Annotated in this window: 26 protein-coding genes; 15 read left to right on the forward strand and 11 right to left on the reverse strand. The window is 39.6% G+C overall.

Annotated features, from left to right (window positions below):
- Positions 1-366, forward strand: a complete 366-nt coding sequence (locus tag ADP71_RS05465; protein WP_019959454.1) for a 5-carboxymethyl-2-hydroxymuconate Delta-isomerase — start codon at positions 1-3, stop codon at positions 364-366.
- 152 nt (positions 367-518) lie between these two features.
- Here ADP71_RS05465 and ADP71_RS05470 read toward each other — a convergent pair whose 3' ends face one another.
- Complete coding sequence (locus tag ADP71_RS05470) at positions 519-1,127, reverse strand: TetR/AcrR family transcriptional regulator (RefSeq protein ID WP_019959455.1); 609 nt, start codon at positions 1,125-1,127, stop codon at positions 519-521.
- Between the two features lie 91 nt (positions 1,128-1,218).
- Between ADP71_RS05470 and ADP71_RS05475 the strand changes: the two genes are divergently transcribed.
- Complete coding sequence (locus tag ADP71_RS05475) at positions 1,219-2,397, forward strand: MFS transporter (protein ID WP_171460956.1); 1,179 nt, start codon at positions 1,219-1,221, stop codon at positions 2,395-2,397.
- Positions 2,398-2,457: 60 nt separating this feature from the next.
- Here ADP71_RS05475 and ADP71_RS05480 read toward each other — a convergent pair whose 3' ends face one another.
- Both ADP71_RS05480 and ADP71_RS05485 read right to left on the reverse strand, forming a co-directional pair.
- Positions 2,458-3,003, reverse strand: a complete 546-nt coding sequence (locus tag ADP71_RS05480; protein ID WP_019959457.1) for an NUDIX hydrolase — start codon at positions 3,001-3,003, stop codon at positions 2,458-2,460.
- A 189-nt stretch (positions 3,004-3,192) separates the two neighbouring features.
- The gene (locus tag ADP71_RS05485; protein ID WP_171460957.1) at positions 3,193-3,474 is read right to left on the reverse strand and encodes a hypothetical protein; all 282 of its coding nucleotides are present in this window, start codon (positions 3,472-3,474) and stop codon (positions 3,193-3,195) included.
- 178 nt (positions 3,475-3,652) lie between these two features.
- On the opposite strand from ADP71_RS05485, the gene ADP71_RS05490 reads away from it, so the two are divergent.
- From ADP71_RS05490 to sstT, 13 genes are all read left to right on the forward strand, one after another.
- Positions 3,653-3,856: a hypothetical protein gene (locus ADP71_RS05490; protein WP_158667136.1), complete on the forward strand. Its 204-nt coding sequence runs from the start codon at positions 3,653-3,655 to the stop codon at positions 3,854-3,856.
- Positions 3,853-4,161: a hypothetical protein gene (locus ADP71_RS05495; RefSeq protein WP_171460958.1), complete on the forward strand. Its 309-nt coding sequence runs from the start codon at positions 3,853-3,855 to the stop codon at positions 4,159-4,161. The genes ADP71_RS05490 and ADP71_RS05495 overlap by 4 nt, the downstream gene beginning before the upstream one ends.
- The gene (locus tag ADP71_RS05500) at positions 4,142-5,488 is read left to right on the forward strand and encodes a replication initiation factor domain-containing protein (RefSeq protein WP_171460959.1); all 1,347 of its coding nucleotides are present in this window, start codon (positions 4,142-4,144) and stop codon (positions 5,486-5,488) included. Before ADP71_RS05495 ends, ADP71_RS05500 begins: the two co-directional genes overlap by 20 nt.
- A gap of 9 nt (positions 5,489-5,497) precedes the next feature.
- Complete coding sequence (locus ADP71_RS05505) at positions 5,498-5,836, forward strand: hypothetical protein (protein WP_171460960.1); 339 nt, start codon at positions 5,498-5,500, stop codon at positions 5,834-5,836.
- 112 nt (positions 5,837-5,948) lie between these two features.
- Positions 5,949-6,119: a hypothetical protein gene (locus tag ADP71_RS05510; RefSeq protein ID WP_158667138.1), complete on the forward strand. Its 171-nt coding sequence runs from the start codon at positions 5,949-5,951 to the stop codon at positions 6,117-6,119.
- A gap of 46 nt (positions 6,120-6,165) precedes the next feature.
- Complete coding sequence (locus tag ADP71_RS13120; protein WP_257793071.1) at positions 6,166-6,291, forward strand: hypothetical protein; 126 nt, start codon at positions 6,166-6,168, stop codon at positions 6,289-6,291.
- Complete coding sequence (locus tag ADP71_RS13190) at positions 6,282-6,371, forward strand: major capsid protein (RefSeq protein ID WP_443089127.1); 90 nt, start codon at positions 6,282-6,284, stop codon at positions 6,369-6,371. The genes ADP71_RS13120 and ADP71_RS13190 overlap by 10 nt, the downstream gene beginning before the upstream one ends.
- 27 nt (positions 6,372-6,398) lie before the next feature.
- Complete coding sequence (locus tag ADP71_RS05520) at positions 6,399-6,674, forward strand: hypothetical protein (protein ID WP_019959464.1); 276 nt, start codon at positions 6,399-6,401, stop codon at positions 6,672-6,674.
- 114 nt (positions 6,675-6,788) lie between these two features.
- The gene (locus ADP71_RS05525; RefSeq protein WP_171460961.1) at positions 6,789-8,198 is read left to right on the forward strand and encodes an IgG-binding virulence factor TspB family protein; all 1,410 of its coding nucleotides are present in this window, start codon (positions 6,789-6,791) and stop codon (positions 8,196-8,198) included.
- Between the two features lie 9 nt (positions 8,199-8,207).
- Positions 8,208-8,501: a DUF2523 family protein gene (locus ADP71_RS05530; protein WP_019959467.1), complete on the forward strand. Its 294-nt coding sequence runs from the start codon at positions 8,208-8,210 to the stop codon at positions 8,499-8,501.
- Complete coding sequence (locus ADP71_RS05535) at positions 8,498-9,580, forward strand: zonular occludens toxin domain-containing protein (protein ID WP_104931688.1); 1,083 nt, start codon at positions 8,498-8,500, stop codon at positions 9,578-9,580. The genes ADP71_RS05530 and ADP71_RS05535 overlap by 4 nt, the downstream gene beginning before the upstream one ends.
- Before the next feature lie 31 nt (positions 9,581-9,611).
- Positions 9,612-9,965, forward strand: coding sequence for a hypothetical protein (locus ADP71_RS05540; protein ID WP_019957863.1), 354 nt, complete (start codon positions 9,612-9,614; stop codon positions 9,963-9,965).
- A 496-nt stretch (positions 9,966-10,461) separates the two neighbouring features.
- On the forward strand, positions 10,462-11,679 hold the full coding sequence (sstT, locus tag ADP71_RS05545; RefSeq protein ID WP_104931689.1) for a serine/threonine transporter SstT: 1,218 nt from the start codon (positions 10,462-10,464) through the stop codon (positions 11,677-11,679).
- Between the two features lie 82 nt (positions 11,680-11,761).
- Here sstT and ADP71_RS05550 read toward each other — a convergent pair whose 3' ends face one another.
- From ADP71_RS05550 to ADP71_RS05585, 8 genes are all read right to left on the reverse strand, one after another.
- Entirely contained in the window at positions 11,762-13,363 is a 1,602-nt protein-coding gene (locus tag ADP71_RS05550; RefSeq protein ID WP_019957861.1) for a peptide chain release factor 3, read from the reverse strand.
- Positions 13,364-13,845: 482 nt separating this feature from the next.
- Positions 13,846-14,250 (reverse strand): hypothetical protein, encoded by a 405-nt coding sequence (locus tag ADP71_RS05555; RefSeq protein WP_171460962.1) that lies wholly within the window; start codon positions 14,248-14,250, stop codon positions 13,846-13,848.
- Complete coding sequence (locus ADP71_RS13195; protein WP_104931690.1) at positions 14,247-14,507, reverse strand: N-acetylmuramidase domain-containing protein; 261 nt, start codon at positions 14,505-14,507, stop codon at positions 14,247-14,249. The genes ADP71_RS05555 and ADP71_RS13195 overlap by 4 nt, the downstream gene beginning before the upstream one ends.
- Positions 14,393-14,770 carry a hypothetical protein gene (locus ADP71_RS05565; RefSeq protein ID WP_171460792.1) on the reverse strand — a complete coding sequence of 126 codons (378 nt, stop codon included), beginning with the start codon at positions 14,768-14,770 and terminating at the stop codon, positions 14,393-14,395. Before ADP71_RS05565 ends, ADP71_RS13195 begins: the two co-directional genes overlap by 115 nt.
- Before the next feature lie 362 nt (positions 14,771-15,132).
- Entirely contained in the window at positions 15,133-15,651 is a 519-nt protein-coding gene (locus tag ADP71_RS05570; RefSeq protein ID WP_104931692.1) for a hypothetical protein, read from the reverse strand.
- Complete coding sequence (locus ADP71_RS05575; protein ID WP_104931693.1) at positions 15,651-16,541, reverse strand: hypothetical protein; 891 nt, start codon at positions 16,539-16,541, stop codon at positions 15,651-15,653. Before ADP71_RS05575 ends, ADP71_RS05570 begins: the two co-directional genes overlap by 1 nt.
- A complete protein-coding gene (locus ADP71_RS05580; protein WP_104931694.1) occupies positions 16,538-17,227 on the reverse strand; it encodes a hypothetical protein in 690 nt (229 codons plus the stop codon). The genes ADP71_RS05575 and ADP71_RS05580 overlap by 4 nt, the downstream gene beginning before the upstream one ends.
- Entirely contained in the window at positions 17,217-17,777 is a 561-nt protein-coding gene (locus tag ADP71_RS05585) for a BRO family protein (protein WP_104931695.1), read from the reverse strand. Before ADP71_RS05585 ends, ADP71_RS05580 begins: the two co-directional genes overlap by 11 nt.
- Between the last annotated feature and the right edge of the window lie 86 nt (positions 17,778-17,863).

Here is a 17,863-nt window from a genome sequence, read left to right on the forward strand (position 1 = left end):
ATGCCTCATTTGATTTTATCGGTCAGTGCACCATTGGCAGAGCACAAAATACACTTGTTAAAAACAGCACATCAAGCCATGTTATCGACCCAGATTGCTCCTGCATTGGATGTAAAATCCCGCGTGATGGTTTGGGATGATTTTATGGTGGGGCAGGGCAGTGATGATGCATTTGTACACGTTGAAATTCGTCTTTTACAAAAGCCTGAGCGCACCAATGAAGTGCAAAAAGCTTTGTCTGATGCAGTCATACAAGCTTTACAACAGGTTATTTTGGCAAAAGATAGGGCTGTGCAAGTGAGCTGCGAGATTGTATTGATGAATGCCGCCGTATATGGCAAAGTCAAAATAGAAGCCTTTCAATAAAATTTGTTTATTTTATGATTGGAAGCGTCCTGTAAATACTTACACAGGACGCTTTTTTAATATGCATATATTTTTTTAATTCTTAAATTAACATAATGTATTTACATTTTTAAGTATTTTAAAAAATTTAAATACTTAAAAATCAAAAAATATCAACACTTAAAAATTAACCTAACATTTTCCACAAATAAAACCATCAAATCCATCGGTTCATCTCGTACCAAAACCCCATTGTGAACCATCACCATCCAAATCGGTGCATTAATTAACAAAGCCGTTGCGGCAGTATCAATAGAAGAGGGCAATTCTTGTCTATCAATGGCAATTTGTAATAATTTTTGAATTTCTTGATTCCATGGGGTATAAATTTTTTGACGATATAAGTCTGTCAAATGAGGAAATTGATTGCCTTCACTCAAAATCAATCTTGCCATATGTGCCCGACCTGAAGATTCAATATTGCTGACCGAAGCGACCATTTTTTCTACAATAAAATCCGCCACAGTTTGATTGTCAGGTAAATCTACACTTTGAATCGGATCTAAAGTTTCTTCAATCAAATAATCAATCACACCTTCAAACAATGCATCTTTGGTATCAAAATACGAGTAAATAGTGCCTTTGCCTAATCCTGCTGCAGATGCAATAGCCGCAACTTTGCTATTGGCAAATCCCAATTCAATAAACGAGTCTAAAGCTGCCAAAATAATTTTTTGGCGTGTTTCAGCCGTTTTTTCAACAGAAAGCCCACGTTTTTTCATATTTCTACCATCCTTAATTCAAACAAAATTGACTCGCGGGTCAATTTGTAATTAAAATTGACTTAATGGTCAATTTTAACGAGTATCTCTCATGCAGTCATCTATTTTTCAACAACGCAATGCAGTTGAATATCTCATATTAAGTTTAAGCTTGTGTTTGGGTGTGATGAGTACTGCATTGGCAAGCCCTTTGTATGCTATTTATGTCACACAATGGCATTTAAGTACAACCGAAGTTGGCTACGCTTTCATCACTTATATGATAGGGGTGGTATTTTCTTTATTGTTTCTAAATGGCTTAGCAGGAAAACATGGTTATAAAAAAGAGGTGATGTTGGGTTTATTCATCAACATTATGGCTTTGGCTTATTCTGCACTTGCCAATAATATTTGGCATTTATGTACGTCACGATTCTTAATTGGTATCGCCTCTGGCTTACTCACCACTGCCACCATGAATGGCTTAAGTGATAAATATCCATTTCCCAACAAAGCCAAAGCAGGAAAATTGTCGTCTATTGTAACGGTTATCGGTTTTTCTTTAGGACCTATTTTTGGCGGTTTGGTCGCAGATAGCAGTCAAACACCATTAAGTACGCCATATTGGATTGTCTGCGCAGGTTCGATAGTGGTTTTTTTGGCTTGTTTTGGGATTCGTTATCAACATCAAACTTCTCACAAACTGATCAAACCACGAATGTGGAATACACCTAAAACATCTGAAAATAAACGTATTTTTTGGCCATATGCCTTGGCAGCCTCAGCATGTTTTGGTGTTTTTAGCTTGTATGCTGCATTAGCAGGATCGATGCTGGCACAACTGCCTTTACCCAAATCTGCCACTTTAACCGGCTTGTCTATTTCAATCATTTTATTTATTTCCACCATTGTTCAAATGACATGCAAGGGTATGAAGGAATCTTTGAGCTTGTCTTTTGGCATGATTTTATTAACCTTGGGCTGCTTGGGTCTCATCTTATTACAATTGACACATGCCAATTTGTGGTTGGCCATCAGCATCATCAGCATCGGTATAGGGCATGGTTTAAGCTTGAATCCTGCTTATTATTTGATTGATAAAATCTCACGTGCAGAAAATCCTGCCATTTTTTCAACTTTTTTATTAGTCGGTTATCAAGGCACTATTTGGCCAATTTTATTATCAAGTAAATTAATTGATTTATATGGTTATTTGGTGTCTTTGAGTGTGTTTGCTGGATTGGTGACCGCCATTTTTGCATGGGTTGCGATTCAAATACGTTCACATTGATAGACATGATAAAATAAGCGTCCTGTAAAATTTACAGGACGCTTATTTTATCACCGACGTTTATATTGAATTCGTATTTGCCAACCAATAATACAACGCCACCAAAGTCTTGCCATCAGCAATGCGATTGTGTTGTAAAGCGTCCTGAACTTGTTCACGATTCATCATCACCAATTCCACAAATTCATCTTCATCGGCAGTGGCGATACTGTTTTGAACAATGCCTTCGGCCACATACAAATACATTTTTTCATCGCAAAAACCAGCTACAGTATAAAACGTGTGTATCAAACGCATGGATTGAGCGGTGTAGGGCGTTTCTTCAGCCAATTCACGAAATGCACATTCACTCGGGTCTTCGCCTTGTATATCCAATTTTCCCGCAGGAATTTCCAATAATTCTGTACCGCAAGCATGGCGATATTGACGCACCAAAATCACTTCTTGATGTTCCGTAACAGCTAATACGGCTACCGCACCAGGATGTCTAACCACTTCGCGTGTCGCGGTTTTATCATTAGGTAAAATCACAGTATCCACACTGACTTTGATAATCTTGCCATCAAAAATGGCTTGTGATGCAAGCAAGGTTTCTTGTAAAGACATATCTCAACTCATTTACAGATAAAAATAAAGTGTAACCAAAATAACAGAAGTAGACACTGAAAAAATTAAATTTTCAAAGAAGGGTGCACATTGATTTCATAAAAATGAATTTTAAACTGAGAGTTCTATAATTTAACATAATATATATTATGCGTAATCGGGTACTCAGTGGAATTTTATTCCAAAATTTCAATTATTATTAAATCTACGCTTTTTATAAAATCCCATCGGAACAGCTACATTGTAAGTCTTCATCACCGATTTGAAATATTCAGTTTTCAAAAATTCTTTCTCCTCTTCACGTGCCTTGTAATACTCACAAGATATAAAAACCTGTAACGGGTCTAGGCTCAATGCTTGAGCAATCATGATTTTCTTCGCAAGCGGTAGTTTTCTTGAGCCTCGTCTTAGCTGTGCCATCTCAGCCGTTCCAAAGCCCCAATGCAAACCTAATTTGTAATCTGGATTCAATATTTTTTTCCCGTTTGTATAAGTCAATCCATTGAGCTTGAGTTTGCATAGCTTTTTCCTTTTCGCAATTTTATTGCTATTGTTTCATATTTTTTTGGACTGTCAATCCTATTATTTTTTCCTCACTATAAATATTATTCGCTCATGTTTATTGAAACACCATGTTAAGGGAAAGAACATGACTATGAATAATAAGCCTCTACCACCACATGACAAGCACACTGCTTATATAGAAATCAGTAAAGCTGGTTCAAAGTTCTTGTGTGTCTTGTTGGATTCTTCTACTCGTCATCCTGTGCGCTCTTTTAATACAAAGCGTGAATGTCAAAAATTTGCTGCTGCTCATCAATTGGATTTCGTACTGGTTGGGGGTGCAAAATGAGCTTTTCATATTTACATACGCCTTTAAACACGCCTCAGGTTTTTGATTCAATTTCTGAGTACCCTGAATTATGTGTTGTTCTTACTTTTGATCGTGATGTTCCAGAAGCATCTTTTGTTCTTGTTCTTTTAAAGCGTTCCCCTATTTCTCCTAGTCATGCTTTTAATCTTGCCTCTTCTGTTGAAATCAATCGAGGTGCTTCTTTTCAAGATATGTTTATTGAAGCTCATAATTTAGCTGTTTCTTTAGACATTCCTTTTATTAATCATTCGTCTTTAACTTTTAATGGTGAAAACAATGGTTAATTTCGTTAATCTTTATCGAGACCCAAAGCAGCTTTGCAGCCGACCTGAGGAGGCGCAAGTTGCTTTGGGTCGTCCGAGCGCAAATTTTGACCGACACCTTTCTAATAGGTGGGTTGGTGAAAACTTAAAAGCTGCTGCGGATTTTGGTTTTGATTTATCTACCCCCCTACCTTTTCAAACCTCTGTTGCTCAAGTGGATGACTTAATTTCCAAATCTGAAAGTTTTGAGTCTTTTAAACAAGAATTTTTGGATTGTCGAGGCAATATTGTTGAATTGCTTTTAAAACGCAACATTGAACAAGAAGGTGCATTTATTGACCAAGTCACGTTTACAGGCGATTTAGAGTCTTTAAATAGACGCTCTGCCCAGTTCTTTGATGGTTTAGATGGCTCTCACAAGGTTGATACTGTTGCCCAACGCTCTCGTGCTATTTCTGAGATTTTAAAAGAGATTTTTGGTTTTGGTATTACATCCCAATTAATGACTTCTAATTTCTTTTATGACTATTGTTTTGAATGTAAAGCCAACGAGAAGCTACTGTATGCAAAAGTACATTTTGGCGGTCAAAGCAATACTTTTTGCATAGAAGTAAAAGGTTTGGGTATCTCTGCGGCTCATCCAGATTGGAATAAGCGTCTTTTTAAAGTCATGTCTTCGTCTTGGTTCGTGCGTCCGAAGATTACCCGTATTGATATCGCTATGGATTTTTTTCATGACGAATATTCACCAGAACAAGCTCGTGAAGACCGTAATAATGGTTTATTCAATACTCGTAACAAGCTCATTCCCAAAGCTCAATGTATTGGTACTGAGTGGGAAGATGATACAGGCAGAGATAAAAGCGGTAAGACTTACACCATTGGCACACGCAATAGTGCCCGTTTTATCCGTGTCTATAACAAAGCAGCTGAACAAGGTGTTCAGGGGACTTGGGTTCGTTTTGAAGTCGAATTTGGTCGTAAAGCCATCATTCCACTTGATGCTTTGGTTCACCCTACTGATTACTTTTGCGGTTCTTCCACTGCTGCGGCACGTTTCACAAATCACAATGCTCGCTTTGTTGACAGTCAAAAAGTGAAATTGTCTTCAACCATTGAGCACCATTTACAAGTTTTGAAAAAACAGTCAGGTCGTGCAATCAATTTCTTTATTGAATTCTTTAAAGATGCTACGCCTGAACAAGTCTTGAATTTCATTAAGCCTAATCACAATCGTTTGCCTGAGCGTTTGCATCCTGCTGCATGGTCTGTTGATGCTTCTGAAAACGTGCCTTTTGATGAACTTGATGATTTTGAATTAAATAACACCCTTCTTTTTGGATTTTAGGAGCTTGATATGCCTCGTTATGTTTTGAAAAAGGTTTTTGCCTTTAAAGGTGATGTTGATGGCAAACATTATGATTATTGCCGTGTTGAATGTGAAATGAAAATTCAATCTACTGATTTGTCTTTTGGTTTGGGTACTCGTCTTTTTGAAATTGGCACATCTGACAACATGGCTTTGTTTGAACAATGTCGCCCATTTTTTGATGCTAAACCTCTTGAAATTGCTCCTATTGTTGTTGAGTTTGAATGGGAAGAAGAATTATCAAGAAATGAACAAAAGACCGTTTACATCGTTGACACCTCTACTTTGAAGTTTCACTTCCCACGATCCCAACAACCAAAAGTTTAAGCGTTACGGGGGCGACGCTTTGCAGCTCTTTCCTAAGCCCCCACAACACCCAAGATTTAAGACTTGGGGCGGTTTTAAATTTTGCTTATGAATTGCCCCAAGTGAGATTTTTATGACTAGAGATGAATATTACGCTCAATTTCCTGAAGATTGGACTGACACTGACATTATGGAATATGAGTTTTCAGGCAGTACTCCTGATGATTTTGATGATGGCCATGTTTCTTCTGGTGAAGAAATGTTCGATTTAAATCTTGTTGATGATTTTGAGTTTAATTTTTAAGCGAAGCAGACACGCTATTTTGTTTGCATTTTTCGGAGTGTTTATTATGAAACGCATGAATCAAGTTGTGAAGTATGGTGTAGGTTCTTCTTTGGTTGCTGTTGCTGTTGCTGCTGCTGCAAATGCTGCTTCCCTGCTGATGTCACTACTGCCATTGGCGATATTGGTGTAGATGGTGCCACTGTAGCTTGGGCTGTTTTGGTTGGTTTGGTTGCGATTGTTGCAGTCAAATACATCCGAAAAGCTTTGTAATTTGGTTTTGTAAATTTCGGGGGCAATATGGGCTATCAAGTTGGTTTTCAATGTTTTGAGTCTTTACAAGAGGCACAAGATTATAAATATAGCTCTATTGCTCCTGTTATCAATTCAAACAATCAATTAATGCAGCCTGTCAAAATTGATGATGTTTGGACGTTAAACGGTATTCAAATTGTTGATTCTTTCCCATTTTGCAGTTCTCTTGAACAGTTTCAAGATGGTATTCAAATGGGCTGGTCTTTGATATTGGTTGCCGTTTCTATTATTGCCGTTGCAATTTTAAGGCGTGCATTATGAATCATATTGTTGTTGCTTTGCATCCTTTGGAGTACGCCATGTCAATTTATACAATTTTAGGTTTGTTGACTTGTTTAATCATTGCAGCAGTCATTTTAACAATGGGGCGTTGATATGCGCTCTTTTTTTATCTTCTTATGTTTGATTCCAATTTTTGCCTATTCATCTGAATTTGATGGTGTTGTTCGTTCAAATGGTCAGTTGCATCCTGTGAGTATTGATAAACAAAATCCTTCACAGATGCGCTTTTGGCAAAAATACGCTGAACATGGTGATGCATGGGTCAATTCTCGTACTGGTCAAGGTCGTCTAGGTCTTCCAAGTGGCGTGATGGCTCCGTCTACTGTTCCTGTGACTATTCAGCATAAAGTTGATAAAAAAGCGGTTATGAATAATATTTTTAGCAAAGTTAAAACTTATGCTAAAAGTCCTGTCGTTGGCCGGGCAGGTTGGTACGGTATGGCTGCTAGTATTGCAATACCTTATCTTTTAGATGAGTTTTTTCTTGATGAAGAAAAAGGTGAATTTGTTTCTATTGTTGGTAGTCATTTTATTTTATTTTCTAATAATGTGAATCATATTTCTGGGTCTTCTTGGGGTAATTATTCTACTAAACAGCAATGGAAAGATTTTTGTTTTACTAATTCTTATACATGTCAAGAAATTTCTACTTCTAATGCTCAATCTCCTATACAAGTTTTTTATGATTATTGCAATGGAAAATCTACTGTTTACAACGGTTTAACTCTTTATTCAGAAGGTGCCGTTCATGCTGGACGTTGTCTTGCTAAGGACCCTAGATATCCAAATAATATTGGTGTTACTTTTGGTCCTATTATTCAAGTAGTTAAAATTTTTCAATCTTCCCCTTTAACTTATAATGATTTTGAACGTTTAACCTTGCCTGTTGCTGAATCAAATCCAACTCCTTGGGTTAATGCTGCTCGTCCTTATCAAAATGGACCAATTGCTGGTGGTGCTGTCGTTGCGTCTTTTTCTGCGCCTGCGGGTACTTCTGTTACAACAGACCCTTATACAGATCCTATTGATGGCAAAGCAAAACAAACAACCATTACAATCAATAATGACAATCGTACTGCTAGAACTTCACATATGTTAAGACCTGATTTGGATGGTCAAACCGATGTTGCGCCTGTTCCTGAGCCATTACCTGAAAATCAAATGCCTGTTGAAGAGAATCCAGCACCTCAAGCTTCTGCACCTACTCAATGTGACAAATATCCTGATTCATTAGGTTGTCAAAAAATGGGGGATGGTTCAGAAGCTGAAACTATTTTTGATGATATTACAATCCCTGAGATTCAAAATCCAACTCAATTTACTTTAGACAGTTTTATGCCTGATAGCGGTTCTTACCCTGCTCCGACTTCTTATAATACTTCTCATGGTTCGATTATTTACAGCTATGAAAAACATTGTGATGTTGCTGTCATGTTGCGTCCTTTCATTATCGCTTTTGCAAGTTTGACCGCTTTGTACTTGATATTTTTTAGAAAAGCATAGGAGTTTGTCATGCCTGCTGTTTTAGCTGCTATGTTGGCCACTGTTGCCCGTTTTTTGGTTTTAAAGTTGATTGCAGTTTTTGGCATCGCTTTTGTGACTGGCGGTGTTAGTCTTGCATTGTTGCAAACGTTCAAAGGGTATATTTTGGATGGTTTTGCATCTTTAACGCCTACTGTCTATCAAATCGCAATGCTTGCAGGTGTTGGCTATGCTTTGAATATCATATTCGGAGCAATGGCTTTTAAAATTGCTTTGAATGTTGGCAAAAAGCTGATGGCCGGTGTTTCGGATGTTGCATCATGATTATTCTGCTCACTGGCAATATGGGTACTGGCAAGACTTCAAAAGTCATACAAATGATTATTGATAATGAAGATAAATTGTCTGAAATGCCTGTTTATGATACAGATGGTAAAACTATTTTGGATTGGATTAAACGCCCAATCTATACCGCTCACATTGACGGTATTGACGAAGTAAAGCTCGGTGTTTGTTCTGTTACTCATGAACACATGCGTTCTGATACTTTAGAAAATTTGTTTCCTGTTGGGTCTTTGATTATTGTAGATGAATGTCATTATGTGTATCCAGTACGCCCATCAACTAAGGCTGTGCCTGATTACATTTCAAAATTGACGGAATTACGTCATCAGGGTCATACGCTCATTATCATGACGCAACACCCTAGCAATATTGATTCGTATGTTAGAAACTTGGTTTCAAGACACATTCATTTAGCTCGCAAACAAGCCACTACGAGGCTTTATGAATGGAATGAATGTGTGACTAGCTTTAGTCCTATGATGCTTAAAGAAGCTACGTCTAGACTTTATAAACCGCCTAAAAAGGCTTTTGATTATTATAAAAGCTCATCTGTACACGTTAAGCATAAACGTCGTGTTAGTCCGATGGTCTATGTTTTATTTGCGTGTATCGGCATGATTTTATTGTCTGCTTGGCATATGTCTAATCGTATAAAAGAAACCACACAGAAACCTACTGTTGTAGATGTTGCACCTCAAAATAAAATTGAAGCTCAAATGAATAATGATGTTTTACAGCCTGTTCCGGTGGGCTCTGGAACCTCTTCTGCAACTCTTTCCAAATCTTTGACACCTCAGCATTTTACGCCTGTATTACCTGAAATGCCCGAGTCTAAGCCCATTTATGATGATGTGCGTAAGGTTCAGTCTTTTGAATATCCTGTTGCATTGATTGAATCCAATGGTGTTTGCAAAGCATATTCTGACCAGGGTACTTTATTAGATATTCCACAAGCATTTTGTAAAAAGTGGTTGAAAGAAGGTCGTTACAATCCTTATAAGTCATCAAGTCAGTCTGTAAATCAATCTACTATCCAACAGCCTACAAATAAAGAATAATGTCATTATTCTTTATTTGTAGGGCTTTATCATGTCTAAAGATACATATGATTTAATCATTTTTTCTGCAATTGCTTTTTGTTTGTTTATGGCTATTCGTCCTAAAAAACCATTTAAGCAAATTTTTCAAAAGTCATCAAAAAATGGTAATTTTAAACAAATTGTTCAAGATACTTTTCCGAATTACATTGTTTTGAATCGCAGTCAATCAATTATGATTTGTGAACCCGATATTAGAAATGAACCGATTGAATTGGTCATTATTCGTATTGATCCTACTGTTTGTAAGAATTTATCCTTTAAATCCAAGATTCTTATTGCAGTATATCCAGTAGAGCCGACACCTTTTCAGATGAAACAAGATTTTCAGAATTTGAAGACATAGTGCCTTTTTTTGTTTTGCTTCGCTTTGGCGAAGTGAAATGAAAAAAGGTGCAAGGGGTGCGGGTTCTCCCGCATCTTTGAATATTTGTAAAGCTTTATGTATAGCTATAAAATATTAGTATGGAATATTATTTATATGACAATGAACTTGAGGTATATTTTTGTTGTATAGATGCGAAATAATAAGACTTTGCTACATAACAAGATATTTATTATGCGTAATTTAATACTTATTTGTAATCAAAAAACTTCATTCCATTCTGATTTATTCACAATAATCTAGCTTTTATGGAGTATTTATTTTTCTATAAATTGAAATTATATTTCATAAAACATATAAAAAATTTATATAAATATTTATATGTTTCAATAATTAAAATGATTTCTAGCTAATTATTGAAAATTGTAAAATATATTATAAAAACATCTTCATACCGTTATTTATATTAAATACGTTACAATATGATTGTTTTATTAACAACTAAATCAAAGACATCATGAAACTCAACGATTTTTTTAATGTGCTTAATCGTACCAGTTTGGTCGTCCAAATTTTTATTGGATTGATAGCTGGTGTGATTTTAGCTTTGGTCATGCCTGCTTGGGCGGGAAAAATTGAAATTTTAGGCCAATTATTTATCACCGCTTTAAAATCGGTGGCTCCTATTTTAGTATTTGTTTTGGTGACTGCGGCCATATCAAATTACGATAGCAACCAACCCAACCATATCAAACCCATCTTATGGTTATATTTAATTGGTACGTTTGGTGCTGCTGTGGTTGCTGTAATAGCCAGTATGATGTTCCCATCACAATTGGTTTTGAGCCAAGCTGCTGAAACAGCCACTGCACCACCGACCAATATTGCGGATGTTTTGAATACTTTGGTTTTGAGCGTGGTAGACAATCCAGTTAAAGCGATTGCCAATGCCAACTTCATTGGTATTTTAGCGTGGGCCATTGGCTTAGGTATCGCCTTACGTCACGCCAGCGAAACCACACGAAAAGTGGTCAATGATTTGTCTGATGGTATCGGCTGGATTATCAAAGGCGTGATTCGCTTTGCCCCTTTGGGTATTTTTGGTTTGGTTGCTACCACTGTTGCCGATTCAGGTTTGGGTGCATTATTAGGCTATGCACATTTATTAGCGGTATTATTAGGTTCCATGTTGATTGTGGCTTTGGTCATTAATCCATTATTGGTATGGTGGAAAATTCGCCGCAACCCTTATCCGTTGGTATTCATATGTTTGCGTGAAAGTGGTATCACCGCATTTTTTACCCGTTCATCAGCAGCAAACATTCCTGTGAACATGAATTTGGCTAAACGTTTGAATTTGGACTACGCCACCTACTCTGTGTCTATCCCATTGGGTGCGACCATCAATATGGCAGGTGCAGCTTGTACTATCAGTGTTTTGACCTTGGCTGCGGCACATACCTTGGGCATCACCGTCGATTTTGGTTCGGCATTATTATTGTGTGTGATTTCGGCAATATGCGCTTGTGGTGCATCAGGTGTCGCAGGCGGCTCTTTGTTGCTCATTCCTTTGGCATGTAGTCTATTTAACATCGATAGTACCATTGCCATGCAAGTGGTCGCCATCGGCTTTATTATCGGCGTAATACAAGATTCTGCAGAAACTGCGTTGAATTCATCTACCGATGTTTTGTTCACCGCAGCAGCAGACATTGCTGCCAAAGAGCGTGGCTAAATCATTTTAATTATAACGCCACCTTATTAAAGAAGCGTCCTGTAAACATTTACAGGACGCTTGAGAACTGTTTCAGTTCCAATCAATCATTGAATGTATGGTTCAATTCACGGGTTTCATGGAATGTGATGTCAGGCCAACGTTCTTGGGTCAAATTCAAATTGACCCGATTCGGTGCCAAGTAAGCCAAATTACCACCAGCATCGGTAGACAAATTCAACACATTGGCGCGTTCAAACTCAGCCAGTTTTTTCTTATCGTCACAAGACACCCAACGAGCCGACCAAATGCTGGCAGAATCAAATACCGCATCCACACCATACTCACCCGCCAAACGAGCGGCAACCACTTCAAACTGGAGCACACCCACCGCACCCAAAATCAAATCACCGCCATTGTGTGGTTTGAAAACCTGTACCGCACCTTCTTCACCCAATTGTTGCAAACCTTTTTGCAATTGCTTCATCTTCAGAGGGTTTTTAATACGGACACTGCGGAACATTTCAGGCGCGAAAAATGGGATGCCGGTGTAGGTCAAAATTTCACCTTCAGAGAAGCTGTCACCAATTTGAATATTGCCATGGTTTGGAATGCCGATGATGTCACCTGAATAAGCTTCTTCGACCAATTCGCGATCATGTGACATGAATGTCACCACGCTAGACGCTGCAATATCACGGTTAATACGGATGTGTTTCATTTTCATGCCACGGGTAAACTGGCCTGAACACACACGCAAAAATGCAATGCGGTCACGGTGTTTCGGGTCCATATTGGCTTGAATTTTGAACACGAAACCTGTGAATTTTGCCTCGTCTGGCTCTACCACGCGTTCAATGGCTGCACGTGCATGCGGAGCTGGTGCCCAATCAATCAAGGCATCCAAGATTTCACGCACACCAAAATTGTTAATTGCTGAGCCGAAGAATACCGGTGTTAATTCGCCTGCCAAGAATTCTTCCAAATTGAACTCATTGGAAGCGGCCTGTACCAATTCAATTTCCATGCGCAATTGTTCCATTTCCATAGGGAACAATTCGTCCAAGCGAGGGTTGTCCAAACCTTGAATCACTTCAAACTCATGACTGAGTTTTTGTGCGCCCGCTTCAAACAAATACACTTCGTCGTTGAGCATGTGGTACACACCACGGAAACTTTTGCCCATACCAATTGGCCAAGTCACAGGTGCACAGCGAATTTTCAGGACGCTTTCAACCTCATCCAACAATTCTAAAGAATCACGTACTTCACGGTCATATTTGTTCATGAATGTCACAATCGGCGTATTGCGCATACGACAAACATTCAACAATTTGATGGTTTGTTCTTCCACACCTTTGGCAGCATCAATCACCATCAAAGCGCTGTCTACGGCTGTTAATACTCGATAAGTATCTTCTGAGAAGTCTTGGTGTCCGGGAGTGTCGAGCAAATTGACAACGTGTTCACGGTAATCAAATTGCATCACTGATGATGCCACCGAAATGCCACGTTGTTTCTCAATTTCCATCCAGTCTGAAGTGGCAAACTTGCCAGACTTCTTACCTTTGACCGTGCCTGCTGATTGGATAGCACCCGAGAACAGCAATAATTTTTCTGTTAAAGTGGTTTTACCCGCATCGGGATGTGAAATGATTGCGAATGACCTTCTTCGCTTTGATTCTTCTTGGATTTTTTCAATCATCTTGCTGTCTTTGATAGTGATATGTACACAATTATGTACAAATAAAAAATTTGGCTAATTTTTAAAAATACGGAAGCCCTGCATCTAAAACAGGGCTTCTTTTGTAACTTGAGAATAAAAACATTTTAGCACTACCACTAAAGTGCATCAAGATTCATTTGTACTGAGTTTTTCATTGCTGTATTGTTATTAAATGAAGATATCCCTTAATTATTCAATTCTCCTCTTTGAATAACTTTATCAAAAAACGCAGACAAATGATTATGGCTAATATAACCTCTATTCCTATTAGCCACCACGGCACCAAGGGATCAAATCTTAACAAACAATAGATTCGGGCCATGGCATAAGTACCAAACGATGCATGAAACAGCAAACGCACCACTTCATGTTGGCAATTCAAACAAAAACGTTCTTTGGCCACCACGCACGCAGAAAAAACAAACATCACGGCCAAGATGACCAATTGTAAAATCACCATCTCAGCCACCTCCCCATTTCTTACTCAACAGCTTTTTAATCACATCCGGTAACAAATCAGGCATGGCCAAAATCAATTTGTTACACGCTACAAAAAATGCTTCATGTAGTCGCAATGAAATAAATGGCCAAGCAATGGCTGAGAATACTGCTACAAATAAATAGCCTTCACGCGGCAAGCCTAACCACATCCCAAAAAATGGCGGCAAACTGCCTGCCACAAACGAAGTAATCACGATTGTGGCCACGCTGTTCCAACGGGTCACGCGGCTATGTACACCCACCAAACAAAACCCCAAAAAACAACCTGCAAAAAAACATTCAGCTGGCAAAGACCCGATAAGAGTCATGAAGCCAGCACCCAACCAAGCGGCAAGGTATCCTGCAATCGTGGTTTCTGCACTCATCGCATTTCCTTTGCAATCTTGGTATGGTTGGCCACCTTCAGAATGTAATCACGCAACATTTCATAGTGAGCCAATTCACTGTTACGGGCTGCCCACAACATTTCAATCGGATGGTTATAGCCACATTCACGGTACCAGCGTCCTAAAACCTGAAATTTGCCAATACTGATAGCTTGAAAAGCTGCCAATGGGTCTTTACAGGCTGCATAGCTGAGCTTTTCCCAAGAATCATTGATGCCGTTTTTGTTGGCATCCATCGTATAGTCACCGGCTTTTTGATGCGTTGGGTGTTGGTGTCGCCCAATTGCTCGGCAATGGTTTGAAGTTGGTATTCAAGAATGGGCATGGCATGTTTGTTGGTGAACACTTGAATAATCGCCGCACGCGTCAAACTGCCACCATCGCCATCAACAACCAGAGCAGGATAAGCGCCATGTACGTTCAGCCATTTTTGCATCCATGCCACGTTCAAATCTTGGACTTTTACAGCCTCTTGGGCCGTTAAAGTAATCTGTTGCATCGGTTTCACCTTTGAATTAAAAGTGAATCCATTGTAAGAATAAAAAAACGGCCTTTTCGGACCGTTCCCTATGTAAATATTATTTCTTAGGCTTTTGAATTAACAGAATTTACAATATTAGTCAATAGAAATACGTTGACAATCAAGGCTGATAAAAATATAATTCATTCTAATAACTCCCCCATTTTTGCCTAGCTTTTTTGGCTAGGAAAAACAAGAATGGGGGTTTTCTCATTTTAAGAACTCCATAGTTTCCAACTGTCAATATCAATAACCAACCCAAAGTTTTTTAAATTGACATTTTCTATATCAATATCAGGAAATTCATTCAATAAAGATTTAAAGCTATGTGCATCAATTATCTAAAATGGCTCATCCGTTGTACCACCACCGTCACCATTTTCACGGTGTTTGTGGGTAGAGCCGACATTTTTATCATTGTTGGTCATCGTACCGGTCACAATCAAACCACTCAATAACTGTGTCAACAAAGCCACTGTCAGCGTTTTCAGGATGCTTAAAAAACCTTTGATGGTCACATCACCGGTCACTTCCATGGTTTTGCAATCAATGAGTACATGATCGGCAATCAACTCAATGCGCTTTTGGCGCCAGCGACGAATGCTCACCAAATTACCGGTTTCCGGCTGTCGGTATCCCACAATCACAGGATAACGCCAGTCACCATCAATCAAAAAATCAATCCACACCTTATCACCGGCTTCAATTTCAATTTCAGTGTCGTTGTGGCTGTCACCAAGCGAGTACATCAATTCAGCTTCAGGATACACATTGGAACCGTCGGTCATACCTGGGATGGCAATGCGTGCACGTCGGCGCTCACCATCGTAAGATTCCACTATGGCAGGGTATAAAGGCATTATTGTTTCACTCCGGTCCAAAAAACAGATTGGCTTTCTTCGCCACCATTGCCCGCACCTTGCCTGAAGGAATGGGCAGCGGTAATGATGGCAAACTTGATTTGACCGCCATCGATCAATTGGCCACTGTGCACGTCTGGCGCAAATTGGCTGGGTATCTCTTTGGCATTGATCAGTACGTCGGTCATGCTGTTCAATTGGGCTTCGGTTTTGTGCGGCATGAATTCAACATTGCGGTCTTTGTCAAAATTGCCTTTTACGATGCTGCCATCGGGTGCACAACTGATGTAAGCCGGCAATTCATGGCGTTCTAAAAAGCCTGATTTTTGGGTGTAATCGGCCAGAGTTTGCAACTTCATAATCGGCTCTTGGGTGAACAAATCGTTGATGCGGGTAAACTCCAACTGATCACCGTCTGGCATCCAACGCACCACGCCACCTTGCTCTTGGCACACACGGGCAATCAAATAACTGGGGGTTTCGCCTTTGAAGCAGTAAAACTTGGGTACCGCAAAGTCTTTGCCTATCTCGGACTTGCCACCACAAGCTTTGTAGATTTCGGACAAGGTGGTGTTTTCCAAAAAGATGCCTTTGACGGCGCGGTGGCTAATGCCTTCGGTGTTTTTGTGTAAGGCAATGAAATAACGGATTTGCACCATGCCGCCTTGGTAGACGCTGCTGATAGAATCGCGTACGTATTTAATCACCATCGGTGCTTGGTCACGCCCTACTTTGATTTCCATACCTTCTAAAAGCTGATTGGCAAATGATTCTTTCAAACGGATGGTGGCTTCAAACGTGACTGGTACAGGCGTTAAACTGTCACGCAGCGTGGCATCGACAATCAAGTCACCATCTATGGTTTGGCCATTGGCCATTCGAACAATCATGGGTTCACCTGAATATTGACATCACCAGTCTGAATGGCAGTAACTGCATCACCCACAAACGGCAACACATAGTTCAAAGTTAAATCCCATGCAAAAATGGTGATGTTTTTACGGCCACCGTCCACATCAATGACCGATTCCATAGGCTCAAAACCATCTTCAAACGTGCCTGTGGTTTCAAAGTCTTCCCCATCATGGTGCCAAGGGATTTGCCAACGGTGGTTTTTGAAGCGCTGCATGTACAAACGCATCTGATCGGTCATAGCGGTAGCTGTTTCATGTTCGTGCGCCACAAACACCAATTGGCAGCGCCAAGACTTGTGCTGCATACGCACCTGGTAAAAGCCGCTGGTATTGTTCAGGTTCACATTTTGGACATCTGCCACGCTGCGTCCTCGATCTGTTGGAATCGGCGAGGTTTCTTTAGTAAAAGCAATGAACATCACCGGCAATGGTGAATCGATGGATTTGCCATTGACATCACTGCTGCGACGGTAAGTATTGAGCATGTCTTGCACATCATCCACCATCCGACTTGGGCACACCCGTAAGCGGCTTGAACGTGGCTTTGTGATGAATTTTTGCAGTGCAGGTGTGATAGGTAACATTTCATCCACGCCAGCCATGATATAGCGAACGAATGCCTCTTTGACCACATCTTGGCGGCCTGTATTGTTAGTGGCCATAAGGCGTTACCTCATCTGTATCAGGCAAGTCCAAATTGACCAACAATGGCTGCAATTGCTTTTCCAATTTGGGCAGCTCTTGGGCATACCATTTTTTGCGCTGTTTCCATTGTGACAAACCTTTGCCACATTGCGATGCGTCCAATTCTTCACGGCTTTTGTGAACTTGCATGGTGCAGTATTGCTGCATGATGTTGATTTGATGGTATTGGCTATTGTGCATTTGCTGTTCAATCAAATCCAACACCCATTTACGAAACTGTTTGGCCACTTCAGTTTTGGCAAACATGGCAATCAAGTGACAACCTCGCAAACTGAAAATACGGAAATTATTGTTATCCAACTCATTGTTTTTATTCAGATACGTCAAATTGACGTAGCGGCTCATTTGGTCAGTAAACTCATCTGAGTTACGCTCAAAAATTTTATTCACTGAGCCTGGTCGCGCATAGCCAAGTGCATTGGCCAAATCAGCAGAAGTCACCCAAATTTGATTGTCAGGCTGCGCCACAGGATTCAAAACCACTTGATTGAAAGTAATCGTATTCATTTATCCACCTACACCCATAAGATTTGAAATGCTTGGCCATTCACGCAGACAAACCGTTATGGGTGGAATTTTGGCTTGTCTGCTAC

This window comes from Vitreoscilla sp. C1 (assembly GCF_002951955.2).
Classification (GTDB): domain Bacteria; phylum Pseudomonadota; class Gammaproteobacteria; order Burkholderiales; family Neisseriaceae; genus Vitreoscilla; species Vitreoscilla stercoraria.

Bases quoted from the DNA above. Each gene is read 5' to 3' on its own strand.
- ADP71_RS05465 (WP_019959454.1), top strand. From the start codon at position 1: ATGCCTCATTTGATTTTATCGGTCAGTGCACCATTGGCAGAGCACAAA.
- ADP71_RS05470 (WP_019959455.1), bottom strand. From the start codon at position 1,127: ATGAAAAAACGTGGGCTTTCTGTTGAAAAAACGGCTGAAACACGCCAA.
- ADP71_RS05475 (WP_171460956.1), top strand. From the start codon at position 1,219: ATGCAGTCATCTATTTTTCAACAACGCAATGCAGTTGAATATCTCATA.
- ADP71_RS05480 (WP_019959457.1), bottom strand. From the start codon at position 3,003: ATGTCTTTACAAGAAACCTTGCTTGCATCACAAGCCATTTTTGATGGC.
- ADP71_RS05490 (WP_158667136.1), top strand. From the start codon at position 3,653: ATGACTATGAATAATAAGCCTCTACCACCACATGACAAGCACACTGCT.
- ADP71_RS05495 (WP_171460958.1), top strand. From the start codon at position 3,853: ATGAGCTTTTCATATTTACATACGCCTTTAAACACGCCTCAGGTTTTT.
- ADP71_RS05500 (WP_171460959.1), top strand. From the start codon at position 4,142: ATGGTGAAAACAATGGTTAATTTCGTTAATCTTTATCGAGACCCAAAG.
- ADP71_RS05505 (WP_171460960.1), top strand. From the start codon at position 5,498: ATGCCTCGTTATGTTTTGAAAAAGGTTTTTGCCTTTAAAGGTGATGTT.
- ADP71_RS05510 (WP_158667138.1), top strand. From the start codon at position 5,949: ATGACTAGAGATGAATATTACGCTCAATTTCCTGAAGATTGGACTGAC.
- ADP71_RS13120 (WP_257793071.1), top strand. From the start codon at position 6,166: ATGAAACGCATGAATCAAGTTGTGAAGTATGGTGTAGGTTCTTCTTTG.
- ADP71_RS05520 (WP_019959464.1), top strand. From the start codon at position 6,399: ATGGGCTATCAAGTTGGTTTTCAATGTTTTGAGTCTTTACAAGAGGCA.
- ADP71_RS05525 (WP_171460961.1), top strand. From the start codon at position 6,789: ATGCGCTCTTTTTTTATCTTCTTATGTTTGATTCCAATTTTTGCCTAT.
- ADP71_RS05530 (WP_019959467.1), top strand. From the start codon at position 8,208: ATGCCTGCTGTTTTAGCTGCTATGTTGGCCACTGTTGCCCGTTTTTTG.
- ADP71_RS05535 (WP_104931688.1), top strand. From the start codon at position 8,498: ATGATTATTCTGCTCACTGGCAATATGGGTACTGGCAAGACTTCAAAA.
- ADP71_RS05540 (WP_019957863.1), top strand. From the start codon at position 9,612: ATGTCTAAAGATACATATGATTTAATCATTTTTTCTGCAATTGCTTTT.
- sstT (WP_104931689.1), top strand. From the start codon at position 10,462: ATGAAACTCAACGATTTTTTTAATGTGCTTAATCGTACCAGTTTGGTC.
- ADP71_RS05550 (WP_019957861.1), bottom strand. From the start codon at position 13,363: ATGATTGAAAAAATCCAAGAAGAATCAAAGCGAAGAAGGTCATTCGCA.
- ADP71_RS05555 (WP_171460962.1), bottom strand. From the start codon at position 14,250: ATGAGTGCAGAAACCACGATTGCAGGATACCTTGCCGCTTGGTTGGGT.
- ADP71_RS13195 (WP_104931690.1), bottom strand. From the start codon at position 14,507: ATGGATGCCAACAAAAACGGCATCAATGATTCTTGGGAAAAGCTCAGC.
- ADP71_RS05565 (WP_171460792.1), bottom strand. From the start codon at position 14,770: ATGCAACAGATTACTTTAACGGCCCAAGAGGCTGTAAAAGTCCAAGAT.
- ADP71_RS05570 (WP_104931692.1), bottom strand. From the start codon at position 15,651: ATGCCTTTATACCCTGCCATAGTGGAATCTTACGATGGTGAGCGCCGA.
- ADP71_RS05575 (WP_104931693.1), bottom strand. From the start codon at position 16,541: ATGATTGTTCGAATGGCCAATGGCCAAACCATAGATGGTGACTTGATT.
- ADP71_RS05580 (WP_104931694.1), bottom strand. From the start codon at position 17,227: ATGGCCACTAACAATACAGGCCGCCAAGATGTGGTCAAAGAGGCATTC.
- ADP71_RS05585 (WP_104931695.1), bottom strand. From the start codon at position 17,777: ATGAATACGATTACTTTCAATCAAGTGGTTTTGAATCCTGTGGCGCAG.